This window comes from Enterococcus sp. BSD2780061688st2 D3 (assembly GCF_005844145.1).
Taxonomy (GTDB): domain Bacteria; phylum Bacillota; class Bacilli; order Lactobacillales; family Enterococcaceae; genus Enterococcus_B; species Enterococcus_B durans.
Window position 1 is genome coordinate 48003 of the sequence record NZ_SPHN01000014.1, and the last position, 19565, is coordinate 67567.

A 19565-nucleotide genomic window follows, 5' to 3' on the forward strand; every position below is an offset into this window, starting at 1 on the left:
AAAATATCCTTAACACATAAAAAAACGTCTTGTATGGAGTAAAAATAAGTTTGATTATACATGTTTCTTTTATATATATCACAGACAGATCGAACCAATCTCAGTTTCATTTGATCTACGAGAGTGGGACAGATCTAAACGACTTTTGTCTCCACCTCATTTCTTGCGCATCTCGATGAAGTGTTCAACTATAAAAAAATAAGCCGAACAATCACCAAAAAGAAACATTCTTGGGATCATTCGGCTTAGTACCATTTGTTGATTTTAGGAGAAACTTTCGTTTATTCCGTTCAAGCACACGGATTACAAAAATTTTATTTTAACTGAAAATCATTGGACATATTTATTTAAGAAGTCTTTTACAACCGTTTGGTATTTTTCTGGATCGATCGAATACGCCTTTGCGTGTTCAGCACCTTTGACTACGTATTTCTCTTTTGGCCCTTTCGTTGCATCATATACTTTGTCCAACATTTCATAAGGAACAAAGGTGTCCGCATCCCCATGAATAAATAACATTGGTCGCTTATTTTTTTCTAACTGATCGACCGCACTAGCTTCGCCAAAGAAATACCCTGCTCTGACTTTCGTCATTAAACTCGTCACTGGGATCAATGGGAATGCCGGCAGATGAAACATGTCATCTAATTGATAGCTAAGTTCATCGCTAACGGAAGAATATCCACAATCTTCAATGATTGCTTTTACATTATTAGGCAGTTTCTCCCCGCTAGTCATCATAACAGTAGCTGCTCCCATACTGATACCATAAAGAACGATTTTTTGCGATGGCCCCTCTTTTTCTATGATTTGATGGATCCACTGGACATAATCTTTTCGTTCTGGCCAGCCAAATCCAATGTAATCTCCTTCGCTTTCTCCGTGGCCGCGGGCATCTGGGACTAACACGTTATAGCCTAAATCATGGAACATTTTTGCGTAATTTGCCATTGTTTCTGCGTTGCCCATATAGCCATGAGCGGCAATCACTGTTTTCTCACTTTTTGTTGCTGCCGGTAGATAAATGGCTGAAAGTTTCAAGCCATCTTTTGAAGTAAGGTGCCAATAACTGCGATTTTCTTTGTCATTGAACCATTTTTGTGCTTCTGTTTCCTTCACTACCTGTGATGTACCTGGTGTGTCGTCTTCTAAAAAATCTTTTTCAGATGGTACGACTGCGTAATTATAAAAATAATTTCCTGCAAATAATAATGCCACGATAATCACTATGATGATTCCTATGGCTATTTTGATCCAAAGTTTCATGTCATACCTTCCTTTATTTCAATGTTCCAACACTCTTTTCTAAAATCAGTATAAATAATCAGCCCCATAGATGCAAGCCTACCTAATAAAATCAGATAGCTTGATAACAGATAGATCATATTCTTCGTTTTTTATCAAAGAAAGTTCTGCCCGCTTTTCTTTTGGTGTTAAGCTAGAATAAAAAGGAGTGATCTTATGGATACTAAATTAACTGACGCGACTGCGTGGAACGAAACCATTACTGCCACCTATCGCAAAGATCCCAATTATAGTTACCGAATGCTGGAAATACATAACCAAGTTCTTGATCTAGTAGAAAATCGACTAACCCCTCACCCAGATGATCTCAAAGAACTTTATTCTATCTATTTTAATATAATTAAGAATGATCACTCAAGAAAGTTTGTCGAGAAAAAAAATCGGTTGACCGTGGCTAAGTCAATTTATCGAAGTATTTCTGTATATCCTAGTGTTCAGCTTTTAAAAAAAGCACTTTCCAAGTTAGATTCGGAAAACAAACATTCCTTCCTACTTTTTCCAGCAGGATTCAATGTATCAAAATACAGTGGTCACACTTGTTGCTTCGTTTGTACAAAGAAAGAGAATGAATCATTACATGTCGACCTTGTTGATACTCTGGCACGGTATCACCTAAGTTATCCTTTGAAGCACACAGCTCCGGTTCATCGTTTTATTATTCCAATGAAAAAGATCCATCAATTAGCAACTTATTTAAACGCTAGTGCTTTTATGCCCGACTTAAAACACGACGAGAAATTTTTTATCCAGAAGAAATTACTCAAGATTGCCCAATCCCACAGACCACTGGATTACCTATTCAAAGAAGAACAAAAGGTCGGAAATTGCTACCTTAAACAATCCCAATTTGGCTTGCAATATGCACTCTGGGCAAGAAATACTAAAAAAACAAACATCATCACTTGGCCCATTTCTACAAAAACCATGCATCAAAAAATTAGTGAAACAATGATGAATAACCCCCGTTTAAGCGATGAAATCAGAAATCAGATGAAAAACTTTTTCCTCTTTTATCAAAAAAATAATTTACATGTACTAAAAAGAAAGGCCTTTGAAACACGTTGGCAAAACGCACAACTAGAAAAAAACTATGAAAAACAGTTGTTTTCGCAAAAAGAGGACCGCTAGATGCCTTCCTCCCAGTAGCTATTCTCCTAAAAAAGGCACCTCATGATACACCCACTTTGATCGTAGGGATAACATGAGATGCCTTTTCATCTATTCTATCCATTTTTTAGTGAAGGCCGGACTATGAATTGTATAATTTTAATCGTCCATTGGCGGTTGTTTTTTCGTATCAAAGCCAACTATTTATTTTCGATCAATTTGAAGTTTGACCATGGTTTCAAGAAATCTAACAAGAACAATTCATCATCAGCAATGCGCCCAACAACATTCACGCGTCCATCATTTTTCATTTCTTTCAGCGCAATTTGTGTTTCCCCTTTATATTGGCCATACCCTACGTTATCGATCAATACATCTCCATGGGTCATATCACGAGTATTATGCGCAGGAAACGGTTTGTCTTTGTAATATACACGAGTCATCGTTGATCGTAGGATATATTCCGAACGGTCACCGCGATAACTATGCAGATTGTCGAACAAACAAATTCGTTCATCTTCTGTGATGTCTTCTGCCACATCAACTTTCAATGTAGGATAATCTGCTTGGAATGCTTCTGCCATCACCTGTAGTTCAGCCTCGCTTGCGTAAGCATTTCCAATAGAGATATCGTCGATCAGTCCTGTCAGGATCAAGTGTTTGACTTGTGTAGAAATCTCTAAGTCGCGGTGATCTTCTAGCGTACATAAACCATCTTGTGTTGGCCATGGCCCAAAATCAGCAGCCTGTGAGTTCACAAAAGCCATTGTATTTAAATTATACTTTCTGAACTTTTCTGAGCAGTAAACAAAGTGATCATACCCTAACCCAGAATAGCGATGAGGATAGAAATTGTGGGAACCTAACAAGTTTGAAGTATTTGGTGAATAGCTCATGATGTTGTCCACATAGTTCGTTCCTGAGCTCATGTTGATCTCAATTTTTATGCCATAAGGATTACGCGTCATCTTCGCTTCTTCAGCACCAGTAAATCCTACGTCCAAGCGAATGCCATAAGCGCCCATCTTATCAAAGAAAGATAGATCATCGTATGATATCTCAAGTTGATCAAATAAGGCTGGATTGATATCCACCATTACTTCCATTCCTAAGCTGTTAGCATACTCCACGACTTTAGTAAAATCAGCTAAGACTTGCTCTTTATCTCCATCGATTTGAAGTAGACTTGTAAAAACACGTTTAAAGCCATATTTATGTGCTAAATCAAGATAGGCTTTATCCTTTTCAAAAGTTGAACGTTCTGGATAGATCGAAATACCTAATTTTCCCATCAATAAAATCCCCCTGTGTTTTCTTTTTGTATCCACTTACATTATAACAAAAGCGCTTCAAATGGTCTACACCTTTCCTCTAAAAGAAAATTTAACGAAAATTTTATAGGTAAAAAGATAGGTATTCGTACCATAGTTTGTTATCATTATAGATAACAATAATTTCAACTTGAAAGGAAAGAAAAATGAAAGCAAAAAAAGTATTTTTAAGCATTGGATTAGCAGCAACCTTACTATTCTTCGCAGGTTGTACACAAAATAATTCAGAGAGTTCTTCTTCAACTACAAATGACTCCACTGAAAAAACAACAGAAACTAGCACGAAAGAAAGCGTAGATCTTAATTCTTTGACTTTGCCACAATTGACAAATGAAGTAGCAACTAATGAAGATTTGGTTGAGATGGTCACAAATAAAGGGACGATCAAAATCAAACTATTCCCAGAACTTGCACCTAAAGCCGTAGAAAATTTTATGACCCATGCCAAAGATGGCTATTATGACGGGTTGACTTTCCATAGAGTCATCAAAGACTTTATGATCCAAGGAGGCGATCCAAAAGGTGACGGTACTGGCGGTGAAAGCATTTGGGGCAAAGGCTTTGAAACAGAGATCTCAAACCAGCTTTACAATATCCGTGGTGCCCTATCAATGGCTCGCAGCCAAGACCCGAATAGCAACGGCAGTCAATTCTTTATCGTCCAAAACTCTGACGATGTCCATGACGGACTTTTAAAAGATGACTATCCTCAAGCAATCATCGATGCTTATAAAAAAGGTGGCTACCCTACATTAGATGGTCAATATACTGTCTTCGGACAAGTAATTGAAGGCATGGATGTCGTTGACACGATCGCCGCTACTGAAACAGATAGTTCGGATAAACCGAAGGAAGATATCAAGATCGAGAAAATCAATATTTTACAAGAAGCAAAATAAACGAAAGGGTGGGTCAAAAGCAAAATTGCTTTGGACCCACCCTTTTTCAATCTAATGTGATGACAGAACTAGAAGAAATTATGCCAATAATAAGTCGTATTCATAAAAACAAATATCTCATTTCTACAATTACTTTCTTATTTTTTGACACTCCTCTTTCCATTCCTATCTTTTTCTTTAAAAAAATTTATTATTTACTTAAGCATCTTTATTAACGATAAATGTAAATTCACATTCACATACTTTTTTGTCATCGACATATGCTGCGGATAACGCTGTTCCCACCGCACCCTTCATCTTTGTGATCTCAAAGTGGCATTTCATCACATCACCTGGGACTACTTTTTGACGGAATTTCGCTTTATTGATCCCTCCGATATACGCTCTTTTACCCAAGAATTCTTCCGATTTCAAAATAAGGATAGAGCCTGCTTGCGCTAAGGTTTCTAAGATCAATGCGCCTGGCATTACTGGATTATCTGGAAAATGTCCTTGGAAAAAATCTTCATTGATCGTTACATTTTTCGTGGCAACGATTTTTTTCCCTGGTTCCAAAGTATCTACATAGTCGATATAACAAATTGGATAGCGATTAGGAATCAAGTCCATCACTTCTGTGGCTGATAATACGTAAGACATAAATTACTCCCTCTTCCGGCTAAACGCCTAGTTTATTACTTTGATTATCAAAGTATCATATTCTTAAAGTTTTAGCAATCTTTTTTTATTCTGTAAAAAAATAGTTTGACAATCAAAGCATTTTGCCTAATAATAGAAAATCAAGAGGTTATTTATTGCATTTATTTTTTCATTATTACGACCTATCAAATTTTTCTAGGATCAAAGGAGTGTCAATATGTCTTTTTTAGAAGGAAAGAAAATCGTCATCATGGGAGTTGCCAATAAGCGTAGTATTGCTTGGGGCTGTGCTGAAGCGATGATGAAACAAGGTGCGGAAATCATCTATACTTATCAAAATGAACGAATGAAAAAATCATTGGTTAAGTTAGTCGGTGAAGACGCATTTACGGTTGAATGTGATGTGGCAAGTGATGAAAGTATCGAAACAGCGATGAACGCGATCGGTGAATACGCTGGAGAGATCCATGGATTGGTGCATGCCATCGCCTATGCCAATAAAGAAGAACTATCAGGTAACGTATCTGATATTTCCAGAGATGGTTATCAATTAGCGCAAGATATCAGCAGTTATTCTTTGATTGCTGTTTCAAAATATGCGCAAAAGTATCTTGCACCAAACAGTGGAATCGTCAGCATGTCTTATCTAGGATCAGAACGTGCGATACCAAATTACAATATGATGGGGATCGCCAAAGCATCACTAGAAGCCGCTATCCGTTACTTGGCAGCAGAATTCTCACCTAAAGGGATTCGTGTCAACGGCATTTCTGCGGGAGCAATCAAAACATTAGCCGTTACTGGTGTGAAAGATTACCAAAAACTGATCCAGTTATCTGAATCACGTACACCTGACCAACAAGGTGTTACGATCGAAGAAGTTGGGAACGCCTGCGCCTTCTTGATCAGTCCCCTTTCAAGCGGGATGATCGGTGATATCATCTATGTTGATAAAGGTGTTCATTTATCTTAGCCATCTAACTAAAAAGGAAAGAATCCGTATGATGCGGATTCTTTCCTTTTTTATTAGATTTTTTTTCAAATGGTTTATCCCACCACTTGGATCCACCCTTCTGGCGCTTCTACATCGCCAAATTGGATGCCTGTCAATTCATCATACAAGCGTCTTGTCACAGGCCCGACTTCCGTTTCACTATAGAAAACATGAAGATTGTTTTCGTAGTAAATACCACCGATTGGCGAGATGACAGCTGCTGTACCACATGCGCCTGCTTCTGCAAATTGATCCAACTGATCAATAAAGATATCCCCTTCAACGGCTTTTAAGCCCAAACGTTCTTCTGCTAGTTGCAACAAAGAATATTTCGTGATACTTGGTAAAATAGATGGTGATTGTGGCGTAATGAATTGACCATCTTTCGTGATCCCAAAGAAATTCGCAGCCCCTACCTCTTCGATTTTTGTGTGGGTAGCAGGATCAAGATAGACACAATCAGAATAATCCAATTCCTGCGCTTCAGTTCCTGGTAACAGGCTTGCGGCATAGTTACCGCCCACTTTAGCAGCTCCTGTACCTTTTGGCGCAGCACGATCATAATCAGATACGATAAATTTTGTTGGTTTCAATCCACCTTTGAAATATGCGCCTACTGGTGTACAGAAGACAACAAACAAGTACTCTGGTGCTGGATGGACGCCAATGTTTTCTCCTACCCCAATCAATAAGGGACGTAAATACAAAGTGGCTCCTGTACCGTATGGAGGCACAAATTCATCATTTGCCTTAACGACTTGTTTGACCGCATCGATAAACATTTCTTCTGGTACCATCGGCATCAATAGCCGTCTTGCACTTTGATTCAAACGTTGACTATTTTGGTCTGGACGGAACAAGTTTACTTTTCCATCTTTTCTTCGGTAAGCTTTCAATCCTTCAAAACATTGTTGTCCATAATGAAGCGCTGGAGAACCTTCGTGGATTGTTAAATAATTATCTTCTGTCAACTCCCCTTTTTCCCATTGCCCATCTTTCCATTTTGCTACATAGCGCCAAGGAGTTTTAATATATGAAAATCCCAAATTATTCCAATCCAATTGCATATTCATTCCACCAATCATTGCTTTTTGAATATTTTAGCACTATCACTGTTATTTGTCATTTGAATTTTTGTGAATTTCTGAAATTAAGATATCCCGTTAAAATATTTTCATGGAGATTTTCTTTTGTGTCAGTTATTGTTACAATACAAGTACATCAAATAGTATAGAAAAGGGGATTTTATGCTTTTACAATTAGCTACTGCTTCATCTACCACTTCTACAGGAGAAACATTGACGGAACAGGCAGCAAACCAGGTAAATGCCTTTCAACGTTTTTGGAACGGGATCGATTGGGATGGGATTCTAGCCACACTTATCCAAAAAGGACTTTATTTAGTCTTTTTGATCATCTTATTTGGCATAATCAATCGGATCGGAAAATATCTGATGGATAAATCATTTAAACAGTATGCTAAAAAGACGGTTCTTAACGAGAGTCGTTTAAAAACGTTACACAGTCTTTTAAATACCATTTTTCATTATACGATGGGTTTCTTCTTCATCTATGCGATTTTATCAGTGATCGGTGTTCCAATTGGCTCACTATTAGCAGGAGCTGGAATTGCCGGGGTTGCTATCGGGTTAGGTGCGCAAGGATTTATGAGCGATGTCATCACAGGCTTTTTCATTATTATGGAACAGCAAATGGATGTCGGTGACTATGTAAAATTGGCGAACTTGACGATTGAAGGAACAGTTGTTTCTGTCGGTATTCGAACATTGCAGCTAAAAGCAACGGATGGAACAGTCCATTTTATTCCTAACCGTAATATCACAACGATCAGCAATCTTTCACGGGCAAATATGCAAGTTTTATTAGATATTCGGATCGTTCCAGAAGAAGGATATGACCGTATCTACGGTATCATCGAACAAGTAAATACACGTTTAGCAGAAAAATACAATGATGAACTACAAACACAACCAGAGATTTTTGGTCTAGTTGATCTAGGGAACAGTAACTTTGCGATCCGCACGGTTTGCTACGTGTTAAATGGGAAACAGTTTGCGTTAAAAGAAGAATTTCTAAGCTCTTATGTCAAAGAGCTCACTGCTGCTGGCTTTACGATCCCTAATACACCGATCGTTTTAAAATAATCTAGATTTGTCATTCTAGTAAAAGCAGCTTAAGCAAAAACGTGACTTTACTCTTGCCTCACTCATCTTTATACCAAAAAAGTGTTTCAAAAGCGCTTTGAGAAAATTGAATCCTCTGAAATAAGTTACTTTTTCAGAGAATCAGCTTCTCAGTGGGTGCTTTTGAAACACTTTTCATTTAAGGTAGAAAGTCGACTGCCTTATTTTTACTCATTCGTCTAACTGACGATATTGATTTTCTCTTTTAATTCTTCTACTTTAGGAGAGACGATGTTCCGACGCTCTAATTCATGAACCATATAGTTCACAGCCTTCAATAATTCTTTTCTGGTAATGATCCCCTTAAAGACTTTTTCTTCTGTCACAACTGGTAAAAATGGCGAATCCACCAGCAAATGCAAGACATCTTCTAGTTCCCAGTTCTCGTCGATCGTTGGAACATTTGTCTCCATCACATCGGCTACTGTCAACCCTTCTAAAGGATCCATACTGATCGTTTGAAGGTCGATCATCTTGTTCACCACATCGGATAGACTAACTAATCCAACAAAACGGTCATCTTTTCCTAAAACAGGGATCTTCGTGTAGCCAACTTTCGATAAAACGAGCAACCCATGTGATAAAGGATGTTGATACATCACATTTGCTACATTTTCAGCAGGAATCAAAAAAGTCTCCTGATTTTGTAGTAATAAATCTCTTACAATAGGTCCAATCATCGGATGCCCTCCATTTCTATTTCACTCAACAATCTTATTTTACCGAAAACGGATGCACAAATCATAAAATCAATTGATTTTTTAGCAAAAATTAGAGAATTTTAAGTTAGCGTGCATACGTAAATGCCAATTCCTCTACTGGTTGGTGTGCACGATTATAGTACTGTACCTCTATTTTGGTTGCTGTACTATCAATAATTGCATACGATGGGATTTGGATTGGGCCACGAGGCTGTGAAATACTGCCAGGATTTAAATAGAGAATGCCTTGGTCAAATTCACAACCGATTTGATGAGTATGTCCAAAAAAGACCATATTTGCTCCTAGTTCTTTAGCTGCCATCGCTAACTGAGTCAGGCCAAAACGGACATTCGCTAGATGTCCATGAGTAATCAATATTTTATCGACCCCTGTATCGATAAATTGCTTTGTTTCGTATCCTGGACCAAAATCACAATTACCTTGAACGACATTAAAAACATTCCACAACACATCTTCTGCTGATAATTCTGAGTCCCCACAATGGAAGAAATGATCTATCTTTCCTTGGTAACGTTCGACCAGCTGTACTAAGATATCTCGATCGCCATGATTATCACTTACTACTAAATACCGCACTTATTTCCCACCTTCCAGCCATGTTTTCCATTGTTTGCTTAGTTTTTTCATCGCTTGCGCACGATGGCTTTTTTTATTTTTTTCTTCACTTGGTAATTCTGCTGCTGTTTTATCAGACCCATCTGGTAGAAATAACGGATCATAACCAAACCCATTTTCACCTTGCGGAATCCTAACGATCTTCCCTGGCCATTCTGCCTCCACTACTAAACTATCCTTGTTTGGTGCAGCAAAAACCAACGTACAATGAAATTGGGCAGTTCTTTTTTCATCTGGTACTTCTGTCAATTCATAAAGGAGTTTTGCATTGTTTCCAGCATCACTTTTATGTTCCCCTGCAAAGCGTGCCGAATAGATGCCTGGCATTCCCCCTAAAGCATCCACCTTTAATCCAGAATCATCTGCTAACACAGGTTGATTCAGTAAATGAGCAATCGTTTCCGCTTTCAAGCGTGCATTTTCTTCGAATGTCGAACCCGTTTCTTCCACATCTGGCAACTCTGGATAGTCGAACAATGTCTTCACTTCGTATCCTTCTTTACCGAACATCGCTTTGAACTCTTCTGCTTTTCCTGCATTTCTAGTAGCGATGACGATTGTCTTGTCTTTTTCCAAAGTATCTGACACTTCTGGAGTAAACAAGCTGTTTTTTTGTTCCAAGATCAGCTGTTCAATCGCACTTTTTCCATAAAAAAGCATTTCATTCAATTGTTCGCCATCAAAAGTGGCTTCTTCACCAGTCCCTTGGATCTCCACAAACTTTCCTGATTCAGTCATCACGAGATTCATATCCACCAATGCAGCAGAGTCTTCTTCATAATCTAAATCCGTTGCACAGGTTCCATTTGGAAGAATCCCTACACTGATTGCTGCTAAGTGTTCTTTGATAGGGTCTTCTTTTAATTTTTTCTCTTGAAGCAATTTGTCGACAGCTAGTTTCAATGCTATAAACGCACCTGTGATACTTGCTGTACGCGTCCCGCCATCTGCTTGTAAAACATCACAATCCACAATGATACTACGTTCTCCTAGTTTTTCTAGGTCAACGACTGCTCGCAAAGAACGACCGATCAAACGTTGGATCTCCATCGTTCGACCTGATAATTTTCCTTTGCTGCTCTCTCTGCGGTTTCTCGTATTCGTCGCACGAGGAAGCATGCTGTATTCAGCAGTGACCCAACCTGTACCGGTATCTCTCAAAAAAGGAGGAACACTGGTTTCAACCGTTGCAGAACATACAACAGTCGTATCACCAAACCTGATCATAACAGAACCTTCCGGATGTTTAAAAACATTTGTTTGGATCGTTACTTTTCTTAACTCCTGTGCCTGTCTTCCATCATGACGCATGTCTCATACTCCTCCTAGATCAATATGTTCTACTTTTATATGGTCGATCGGCAACCAGTCTTCTGCAATCTCTTTAAAAAGTTTCGCAGAACCTGTTGTATAAAATCGACAAATCTCTCTGCCATTTTTTGGCGAATTACTGATTTCAAAATAGTCTAATAACATGGATACTTCACCTACTGTTTCAGCTCCTGAATCAATCAGTGTAACATTCTCTCCCATGACATTTTGAATAATCGGACGCAACAATGGATAATGTGTACATCCTAAAACAAGCGTATCGATATTTTTAGAGAGAAGCGGTGTCAAGGTTTCCGCTACTATTTTTTTTGCCACTGATGAATGGTACTCATTACTTTCGACTACCGAAACAAATTTCGGACAAGCCAAACTAGTCACTACTAATTCCGGTACTTTTTCTTTAAGGGCTGTTTCATACGCACCACTTTTTACCGTTCCTAGTGTACCAATGATACCAACATTTTTATTTTTTGTTTTCTTCACTGCCGCTCTTGTTCCAGGTAGGATCACTCCGATAACTGGAATGGGAAGCGTTTCTTTGATTTCTTCCAACGCAACCGCTGTCGCTGTATTGCAAGCAATCACCAACATCTTGATTCCTTGCTCCACCAGATGGTTTGTCATTTCCCACGTAAACTTGATGACCTGCTCTGCGGGCCTTGGACCATAAGGACAACGTGCAGTGTCTCCCATATATAAAATATTTTCGTTTGGCAATTGTTTCAAGGCTTCTTTCACTACGGTCAAGCCGCCGACCCCTGAATCAATAAAACCGATTGGGCGCTTATCAGTCACTCGTATCATCCTTTTTTCAATAAATTCTATCTTCCTTATTGTGGACTTTTTGCCCTTATTTTTCAAGTCCTACATTCTTGATTGGTGTCCGCTATTTCTATAGTTATTATTTGAAAACCGAATGTGGGACAAATCTAAAAATCAGGTTTGCCAACAGACATATAACATGGTTAGATATAGATTTTGGTCACCGCTGATACAAGTTATAGGTATAAATCAATTCGTCCTCTATTTTCGTCTCATAAGTAAAATCAAGTTTCTCAAGCAATCTGATTGAAGCATCATTTTCTGGTAAAACACCCGCCTTGATCACCTTGCCTCCTTGATCGATGACCCAATTTATGGTTCCAGTCACTGCTTCTGATGCGTAGCCGTTTCTGGCATATTGTGGATGAATAGTATACCCGATCCAATAGGTATCATTTTCCTTTCTCAAATAGATATCCCCCACCAACTGCTTTTTGTCTGTATGAATGATTGCAAGCTGCAGCCCTTTTTCCAAAGAGACATCCTGAAGTAATTCAGCTTCGTAGAACGCCTTTGACTTTCCTTTAAACCCTTGATAACGCATCCAGTCAACATTGTTTCGATAGTCCATAAAGCTATCGATGTCTCCAGAAACAAACTTCCGTATGCTGAGACGCTTCGTCTGTATCTCCATTTCTGCTTCTCCTCACATCCAATTAGACTTAGTGAAATCTCTGATCGCTTTTTGGTTATATTCTGCCATTTTATCAGAGATAATGCTACTTACTTTTTTAGAAAAGATGTCAAAACAAAACTTATTAAGAAAAATCGATAACTTAAGCTTGACTGCAAAATAACTTTTGTCGCTACTAAAGTAAATTTCACATGTGTTTCATTCAAAAAAAACCGTTACTCGTAAAATGACCCGTTTTACGAATAGCGGTTTTTTCTAATGATCGTGCATTTATGCTTCTCTTTAAAGCTTGTGGTAGCCTAGATTTTGGTTTAATAACTGTATTTGCTTCTTTCTAGATAAGAAGAAAGCAATGATAATGCATAACAAACAACGAAGTACATGAATGTCATCGCGACGAACATCGGTAAGACATAATTCGTGTTTTGCCCGTAGATGATTCGTGCTTGGTGTGTCAATTCAGGTAATGAAATGATCACCGCTAAAGAAGTGTCCTTGATCAATGAGATCAATTGGCTGACGATAGCAGGAATCATTGATTTAAAGGCTTGCGGTAAGACAATGGTTCTCATGGTTTCAACATAAGTCAGTCCTGTAGAAAGCCCCGCTTCCATTTGTCCTTTAGGAACAGCATTCAACCCGGCACGAAAAATTTCTGATAACATGGCAGATTCAAAAATCGTTAATGCTGCAACAGCTGACCAGAAGATATTCATTTGAATTCCAATCTGCGGTAAAGCAAAATACGTGAAAAAGATGATCAGCAATAACGGTAGATTTCGTATGATATCGATCACAAATCCTAAGATTTTTGAAAAATAAGGAATATTCGAGAAACGGATGACCCCCGTCAAACCGCCAATCAAAAAGCTAAAAACGATCGAGAACAACGATACTTCTACCGTGACTTTTAGTCCTTCTAATAAAAAGCGGATATTCATCCATGAAAAAGCGCCACTAAAATCCATTCTGTTCTCCCCTTTCTATGAACGAACTGCCCATTTTTTTTCAAGATAAACCATCAAATAAGACAATGGCAAAGTAATCACTAAGTAAAAGAGCCCAACAATGATATACGTATCGAATGTATTGAATGTTTCACTCGCAATCAAGTCTCCTTGGTACATTAGATCCAAGCCGGCAACAATGGCCAAGATCGAAGAATTTTTTACTAAATTGATAAACTGGTTGCCAAGCGGCGGTACCACGATCTTAAATGCTTGAGGCAAAACGATATAACGCATCGTCTGCGAATAAGTAAGACCCGCGGACAATCCAGCCTCTGTTTGACCTTTTGGCACTGTTTGGATCCCTGAACGCACTGTTTCTGCAATAAATGCAGATGTGTAGATTGTCAAACCGATCGTTCCTGCTTGGAATCCATCAAAGCTGATCCAATAGAGAGGAACAACGACATAGAAAAACATCACAATGATCAATAATGGAATATTTCTAAAAAATTCAACATAAGCTTTTGCTAAACCGCTGATTAGTTTGTTTTTCGACAATTGGAAAATTGCCATCAATGTACCGATGATCAAGCTGAATAACAAGGCTAAGATACTTGAATAAATCGTGATTTTAAATCCATCTACGAAGGTGGATCCGTATGTTTGTATCAATTCACCCATTCTTTTTCCTCCTTAATCCACTTTCCCTTGCGTTGAACCTGGGAACCATTTTTGGTAGATTTTTTCATACGTGCCATCTGCAAGCATATCCTTCAACGCTTTGTTGACAGCATCCAAGAAATCCTTCTGCCCTTTATTGATCGCAATCCCATACGGCTCATTCGTGAACGCTCCTCCAGCTAAAGTGTACTCAGGATTTTCATCTGCCATCCCTAATAAAATAGCATTATCTGTTGTCATCGCATCCCCTTGACCTGACTGCAACGCTGTAAAAGCTTCTGCATAGTTTTCTAGTTCAAGGATCTTTGCATCTGGCGCATGTTTTCGGATATTGATGGCCGAAGTTGAACCTTTAACCGCTAATACCGTTGTATCCGCGTTCAAATCATCCACACTTTTGATTGGACTTCCTTTTTTAACAAGTAATGACTGCCCTGCATCAAAATAGACTTCCGAAAAGTCAACTTGTTTTTTTCGTTCATCCGTGATCGTCATCGTCGCAATAATTGCATCAATGTTCCCATTTTTCAATAGGGGAATACGTGTTTTAGATGTCACTTCCACAAATTCCGCTTTCCCTTGTTTGCCTAGAATCTTCTCAGTGATTGCTTTAGCAATATCAATATCAAAGCCTTCTACTTTGCTGCTTTTGATGTCCATCATACCAAACAATCGGGTATCATATTTTACGCCCCAAACGATCGTATCTGTTTTTTTACTACGTTCTAATATGTTTTCATTTGCAACACTTTTTCCTTTACAGCCAGTCAATACCAGAAACATGAGCCCTAAAAGGAAAAATAAACGAATAATCGATTTTTTACGCATCTTATTCCTCCTACTGATGATTAATGATTGATTACTTTGCTGATGAATTGTTTTGCTCGCTCTTCTTTTGGATTTTCAAAGAAATTCTTCACATCACGACTGTCCTCTAACACTTCTCCATCAGCCATGAAAATCACGCGGTCTGCTACTTCTTTAGCAAATCCCATTTCGTGAGTAACCACGATCATTGACATGCCATCATGTGCTAATTTTTTCATAACATCCAAAACGTCACCGATCATTTCTGGATCAAGTGCAGAAGTTGGCTCGTCAAAAAGCAGCATTTCAGGATTCATCGCAAGTCCGCGAGCAATCGCTACACGCTGTTGTTGACCACCAGACAACATTGATGGATAAGAATCTTTTTTATCTAACATATTGACTTTCTTCAAAAATTTTTCTGCATTTTTTACAGCACTTGCCTGATCTTGTTTCAACACTTTGATTGGTGCCAAAGTGATATTTTCTAACACAGTTTTATTTGGATAAAGATTGAAATGTTGAAAAACCATCCCAACATTTTTACGTACTTCTGTTAACTTTGTCTTTTTATCATGTAGATCGATATCATTGATCAACAGCTTTCCAGAAGTGATCATTTCTAATCCATTGATACATCGAAGCATAGTGCTCTTCCCAGATCCAGAAGGACCAATGACAACGACGACTTCCCCTTTCTCAAACTCAAGGTTTATGTTTTTCAAAGCTTGGAATTTGCCGTAGTATTTCTCTACGTTATCAAATTTAATCATTGCCATCACATTACACTCCCATTATTATTTAGTAAGATTTCCTTTAAAGATATATAATAGAACATATTATATCTGATAGGTAAGCAACTTGTAAAGTTTCTTTGAAACTTTCCTAGATACTTTTTCCAGCAAGTCTTTGACTATCTTACCGTTTTTTTCTCTATTTTACTTGAATTTTGATTGGCAACTGTTGTGTCTTCCTCTAAAAAACGGTAAGATATGAAGTGCTTAGTCTTAGAAATCGTAAAGAGGTGTCTTTTTTGAAAAATATTATTTTAACAGGCGATCGACCAACAGGAAAATTACACTTAGGCCATTATGTTGGTTCATTAAAAACACGTGTCGACATGCAAGCAGATGAGAACAATCAACTATTTGTGATGATCGCTGATATGCAAGCATTGACTGATAATGCTAAAAACCCAGAAAAAGTATCTTCTAATGTCTTAGAGGTTGCACTCGATTATTTAGCAGTAGGACTTGATCCAGCAAAATCTACACTCTTTATTCAATCTCAAATACCAGAATTAGCAGAGTTGACGATGTACTATTTGAATCTAGTCAGCGTAGGTCGTGTGCGTCGTAACCCTACAGTCAAAACAGAAATTGAACAAAAGAAATTCGGTGAAAGTGTTCCCACTGGGTTCTTCATCTATCCCGTTTCTCAAGCAGCTGATATCACAGCCTTCAAAGCAAATCTAGTTCCTGTAGGTGAAGACCAAAAACCAATGTTGGAACAAACACAAGAAATCGTGCAAAGTTTCAATCATACGTACAGTGATGTCTTAGTTGAACCAAAAGGTGTTTTTCCACCTAAAGGAATGGGTCGCTTACCTGGTATTGATGGTAACGGAAAAATGAGTAAATCATTAGGCAACGGAATCTACATCTCTGATCCTGCTGATGTTGTGAAGAAAAAAGTTATGAGTATGTATACTGATCCAAATCATATTCATGTCGAAGATCCTGGACAAGTTGAAGGAAATATGGTCTTCACTTATTTAGATGTCTTTGGAAAAGATAAAGAAGCAATCGAAGAGATGAAAGCTCATTATCGTCGTGGCGGACTTGGTGATGTGAAGATCAAGCGTTACTTGATCGATGTTTTAGAAGAAGAATTCGCGCCGATCCGCGCCCGTCGTGAAGAGTTAGCCAAAGATCCAGATGCGGTCATGGCGATTCTTCGTGAAGGAAGCGCAAAAGCCGCAAAAGTAGCAGCGAAAACATTAGCAGAAGTCAAAACTGCAATGGGTATCAACTACTTCAATTAATCGGATAAACAAAAAAACAATGACTAAATCGTACTGATTTAGTCATTGTTTTTTTATTATCGAATATTTGCTTGGACTGTTTCGGTCAGTTTTTTCTCTACTTTAGCCATCGCTTGATTGATTTCTTCATCAGTCATTGTGGCTTCTGGGTTCGTAAACGTCAAACTGTACGCCAACGATTTATATCCCGGTTCGATATTTTGTCCTTGATAGACATCGAACAATTGGATATTCGTTAAAAATTTCCCTGCTGCTGCACGAATGACAGTCATTACTTCTTGATTTGTTACTGTTTCTTTCACTAACATTGCAATGTCACGTGTCACACTTGGGAATTTCGTCACTGCTTGGAAGGTGATCCCTTTTTGAGCGGCTGAAACTACTGAAGACAAATCGAATTCCGCTACATATGTTTCTGGAATATCATATGCTTTTGCTGTGTTTGGATGAACTTGACCGACAAAACCAAGATACGTTTCTCCTAGATAGATTTCCGCAGTTCTTCCGGGATGCATGTCTTTCATGGTAGTAGTTGGCTGATAAGAGATTTCATCTGCCACTGCTAGTTGTTCAAACAAGTTTTCCAATACACCTTTGATCGTATAAAAATCAACTGTTTCAGGTTTTTCTTGCCAGCTCTTTTCCTGCCATGTCCCTGTCAAGGCTAGAGCAACATGTTTCACTTCTTGTGGCAAGTGTGTCAACGGATCATTTTCTTGGTAGAAGACACGACCTACTTCATAATACGCTACATCACTATTCTTTCTTGCCACATTGTAGTTGACATTATCCAATAGACCACTGATCAAATTCATTCTTAAGACAGAACGTTCTTCACTCATTGGCCAGTCCAGTCTTGTGATCTGTGATTCCTTTGTTGTGAATTGGCGAGATTTTTCTTCTGTTGTCAATGCATAGCTGATTGCTTCACTTAATCCGCTACCTTCTAATAAAGTACGGATCTTACGTGTAGCTGCTTGTTCACTCGTCAAACTTCCTGCGACAGTTGCTCCGCTAGGCAATGTAGAAGGCAAACGATCATAGCCGTAAATCCGAGCAACTTCCTCGATGATGTCAGCTTCGATTTGAATATCCCAGCGTCTAGGTGGAACAACGACCATATAAGTTTCCCCGGTCACTTGATAACCGAAACCTAATGCCTCAAAAATTTCATTCACTTCAGTTACTGTTAATGCTGTTCCTAGATATTGGTTGATTCGCGGTAATGTGATCGATACTTCTACTTCATTTGCTTGATATTCAGAACCTTTGACAGCACCTTCTAGTACTTCTCCTCCTGCTAGTGACTGGATCATGGCAGCAGCAACATCACTTGCTTCACCAACCGTTGCTTTGTTGATTCCTTTTTCAAAGCGTGCAGAAGATTCACTGCGCAAATTGAATTGTTTTGCTGTACGACGGATCGAAACTGGATCAAACAAGGCAGATTCCAGTGCGACTGTTGTCGTTGTTTCTGTGATTTCAGAGTCAAGGCCACCCATCACACCAGCTAATGCAACTGGTTCTTTTCCATTTGTGATCACTAGATTATCTGGTGTCAAATTACGAGTTTCTCCATCTAATGTGACCATTGTTTCTGCGTCTTTTGCATGGCGAACAACGATTTCTTTAGAACCTAATTTATCATAATCGAATGCATGAAGCGGTTGTCCAAATAAGAGCAAGATATAATTTGTGACATCCACGACATTATTGATTGGACGAATGCCTTCATTCATCAATAGATTTTGCAACCATTGCGGACTTGGTTGGATCTTGACATTTTCAATGATCCGAATCTGGTAGGCAGGGACTAATTCTTGATCCTCTACGGTTACATCGATTTTATCGGCTGCTTTACGCGCAACTTCAACTAGTTTTTCATCTGCAAATTTCGGTGTTTGACGATAGATTGCTCCCACTTCATAGGCAACTCCACGCATAGATAACGCATCTGCACGGTTTGGTGTGATCGACAGCTCAATGATCGCATCGTCCATATCAAGGTAAGAAAAGACTGGTTCTCCATTGACCGCATCTTGAGGCAAATAATAGATTCCTTCTGCATACTCTTTAGGAACGACGCTATCAGAGTAACCAATTTCTTGTAACGCACAGATCATTCCATTTGATACTTGTCCGCGCATTTTTCCTTTTTTGATTTTTACATTTCCTGCAATGCGTGAATTTGGTAAAGCAACGATCACTTTAATCCCTTTTTTCACATTTGGTGCACCACAGACGATTTGTGACAGTTCTTCTTCACCGATATCTACTTGGCAGATCGACAAATGGTCAGAATCTGGATGTGGCACACACTCCATGACTTCACCAACGACGATTTTTTTCAAACCTTCTTCTGGAACAGTGATTCCTTCTACTTCGATCCCTGTCACAGACATTTTATCAGCCAGTTCTTTTGGTGAAACTGCTGATAGATCGATATATTTATTTAGCCATTTATAAGAAACTAACATG

19 protein-coding genes are annotated in these 19565 nt (G+C 38.6%); 5 read left to right on the plus strand and 14 right to left on the minus strand.

Features of this window, described 5'->3' with window-relative positions; all coding sequences use genetic code 11:
* Positions 1-330 precede the first annotated feature (330 nt).
* Positions 331-1266 (minus strand): alpha/beta hydrolase, encoded by a 936-nt coding sequence (locus FGQ66_RS11300; RefSeq protein ID WP_081133491.1) that lies wholly within the window; start codon positions 1264-1266, stop codon positions 331-333.
* 195 nt (positions 1267-1461) lie between these two features.
* On the opposite strand from FGQ66_RS11300, the gene FGQ66_RS11305 reads away from it, so the two are divergent.
* A complete protein-coding gene (locus tag FGQ66_RS11305) occupies positions 1462-2433 on the plus strand; it encodes a hypothetical protein (protein WP_138302455.1) in 972 nt (323 codons plus the stop codon).
* A 179-nt stretch (positions 2434-2612) separates the two neighbouring features.
* On the opposite strand, the gene FGQ66_RS11310 is transcribed toward FGQ66_RS11305, so the two are convergent.
* Positions 2613-3704: a DUF871 domain-containing protein gene (locus FGQ66_RS11310; RefSeq protein WP_138302456.1), complete on the minus strand. Its 1092-nt coding sequence runs from the start codon at positions 3702-3704 to the stop codon at positions 2613-2615.
* Between the two features lie 185 nt (positions 3705-3889).
* Here FGQ66_RS11310 and FGQ66_RS11315 point away from each other — a divergent pair, with 185 nt between their 5' ends.
* Entirely contained in the window at positions 3890-4642 is a 753-nt protein-coding gene (locus FGQ66_RS11315; RefSeq protein ID WP_005877549.1) for a peptidylprolyl isomerase, read from the plus strand.
* A gap of 198 nt (positions 4643-4840) precedes the next feature.
* Here the strand turns inward: FGQ66_RS11315 and fabZ are convergent, their stop codons facing one another.
* On the minus strand, positions 4841-5281 hold the full coding sequence (gene fabZ, locus FGQ66_RS11320) for a 3-hydroxyacyl-ACP dehydratase FabZ (protein ID WP_005877108.1): 441 nt from the start codon (positions 5279-5281) through the stop codon (positions 4841-4843).
* 217 nt (positions 5282-5498) lie between these two features.
* On the opposite strand from fabZ, the gene fabI reads away from it, so the two are divergent.
* Positions 5499-6254: an enoyl-ACP reductase FabI gene (gene fabI / locus FGQ66_RS11325; protein ID WP_005877106.1), complete on the plus strand. Its 756-nt coding sequence runs from the start codon at positions 5499-5501 to the stop codon at positions 6252-6254.
* 74 nt (positions 6255-6328) lie between these two features.
* On the opposite strand, the gene FGQ66_RS11330 is transcribed toward fabI, so the two are convergent.
* Positions 6329-7342: a branched-chain amino acid aminotransferase gene (locus FGQ66_RS11330; protein WP_016176727.1), complete on the minus strand. Its 1014-nt coding sequence runs from the start codon at positions 7340-7342 to the stop codon at positions 6329-6331.
* Positions 7343-7522: 180 nt separating this feature from the next.
* On the opposite strand from FGQ66_RS11330, the gene FGQ66_RS11335 reads away from it, so the two are divergent.
* Positions 7523-8440 (plus strand): mechanosensitive ion channel family protein, encoded by a 918-nt coding sequence (locus FGQ66_RS11335; protein WP_138302457.1) that lies wholly within the window; start codon positions 7523-7525, stop codon positions 8438-8440.
* A gap of 218 nt (positions 8441-8658) precedes the next feature.
* On the opposite strand, the gene cbpB is transcribed toward FGQ66_RS11335, so the two are convergent.
* The 9 genes from cbpB to FGQ66_RS11380 form a co-directional block, all read right to left on the minus strand.
* Positions 8659-9159, minus strand: coding sequence for a cyclic-di-AMP-binding protein CbpB (gene cbpB / locus FGQ66_RS11340; RefSeq protein WP_005877101.1), 501 nt, complete (start codon positions 9157-9159; stop codon positions 8659-8661).
* Between the two features lie 106 nt (positions 9160-9265).
* Positions 9266-9778, minus strand: coding sequence for a metallophosphoesterase (locus FGQ66_RS11345; protein WP_005877099.1), 513 nt, complete (start codon positions 9776-9778; stop codon positions 9266-9268).
* Complete coding sequence (gene rph, locus FGQ66_RS11350) at positions 9779-11128, minus strand: ribonuclease PH (protein WP_053111861.1); 1350 nt, start codon at positions 11126-11128, stop codon at positions 9779-9781. It lies immediately after the preceding gene.
* Between the two features lie 3 nt (positions 11129-11131).
* On the minus strand, positions 11132-11953 hold the full coding sequence (gene racE / locus FGQ66_RS11355) for a glutamate racemase (protein ID WP_113845509.1): 822 nt from the start codon (positions 11951-11953) through the stop codon (positions 11132-11134).
* A gap of 178 nt (positions 11954-12131) precedes the next feature.
* Positions 12132-12605 carry a GNAT family N-acetyltransferase gene (locus tag FGQ66_RS11360; protein WP_081133484.1) on the minus strand — a complete coding sequence of 158 codons (474 nt, stop codon included), beginning with the start codon at positions 12603-12605 and terminating at the stop codon, positions 12132-12134.
* A 311-nt stretch (positions 12606-12916) separates the two neighbouring features.
* The gene (locus tag FGQ66_RS11365; protein ID WP_005877089.1) at positions 12917-13573 is read right to left on the minus strand and encodes an amino acid ABC transporter permease; all 657 of its coding nucleotides are present in this window, start codon (positions 13571-13573) and stop codon (positions 12917-12919) included.
* A gap of 15 nt (positions 13574-13588) precedes the next feature.
* Positions 13589-14236 (minus strand): amino acid ABC transporter permease, encoded by a 648-nt coding sequence (locus FGQ66_RS11370; protein ID WP_016176730.1) that lies wholly within the window; start codon positions 14234-14236, stop codon positions 13589-13591.
* Between the two features lie 12 nt (positions 14237-14248).
* Complete coding sequence (locus FGQ66_RS11375; protein ID WP_005877086.1) at positions 14249-15064, minus strand: transporter substrate-binding domain-containing protein; 816 nt, start codon at positions 15062-15064, stop codon at positions 14249-14251.
* A 20-nt stretch (positions 15065-15084) separates the two neighbouring features.
* On the minus strand, positions 15085-15822 hold the full coding sequence (locus tag FGQ66_RS11380) for an amino acid ABC transporter ATP-binding protein (protein ID WP_016176731.1): 738 nt from the start codon (positions 15820-15822) through the stop codon (positions 15085-15087).
* A gap of 254 nt (positions 15823-16076) precedes the next feature.
* Here FGQ66_RS11380 and trpS point away from each other — a divergent pair, with 254 nt between their 5' ends.
* Positions 16077-17087 (plus strand): tryptophan--tRNA ligase, encoded by a 1011-nt coding sequence (trpS, locus tag FGQ66_RS11385; protein WP_005877083.1) that lies wholly within the window; start codon positions 16077-16079, stop codon positions 17085-17087.
* Positions 17088-17143: 56 nt separating this feature from the next.
* Here the strand turns inward: trpS and pheT are convergent, their stop codons facing one another.
* A complete protein-coding gene (gene pheT, locus FGQ66_RS11390; RefSeq protein WP_138302458.1) occupies positions 17144-19564 on the minus strand; it encodes a phenylalanine--tRNA ligase subunit beta in 2421 nt (806 codons plus the stop codon).
* Position 19565: the final 1 nt, after the last annotated feature.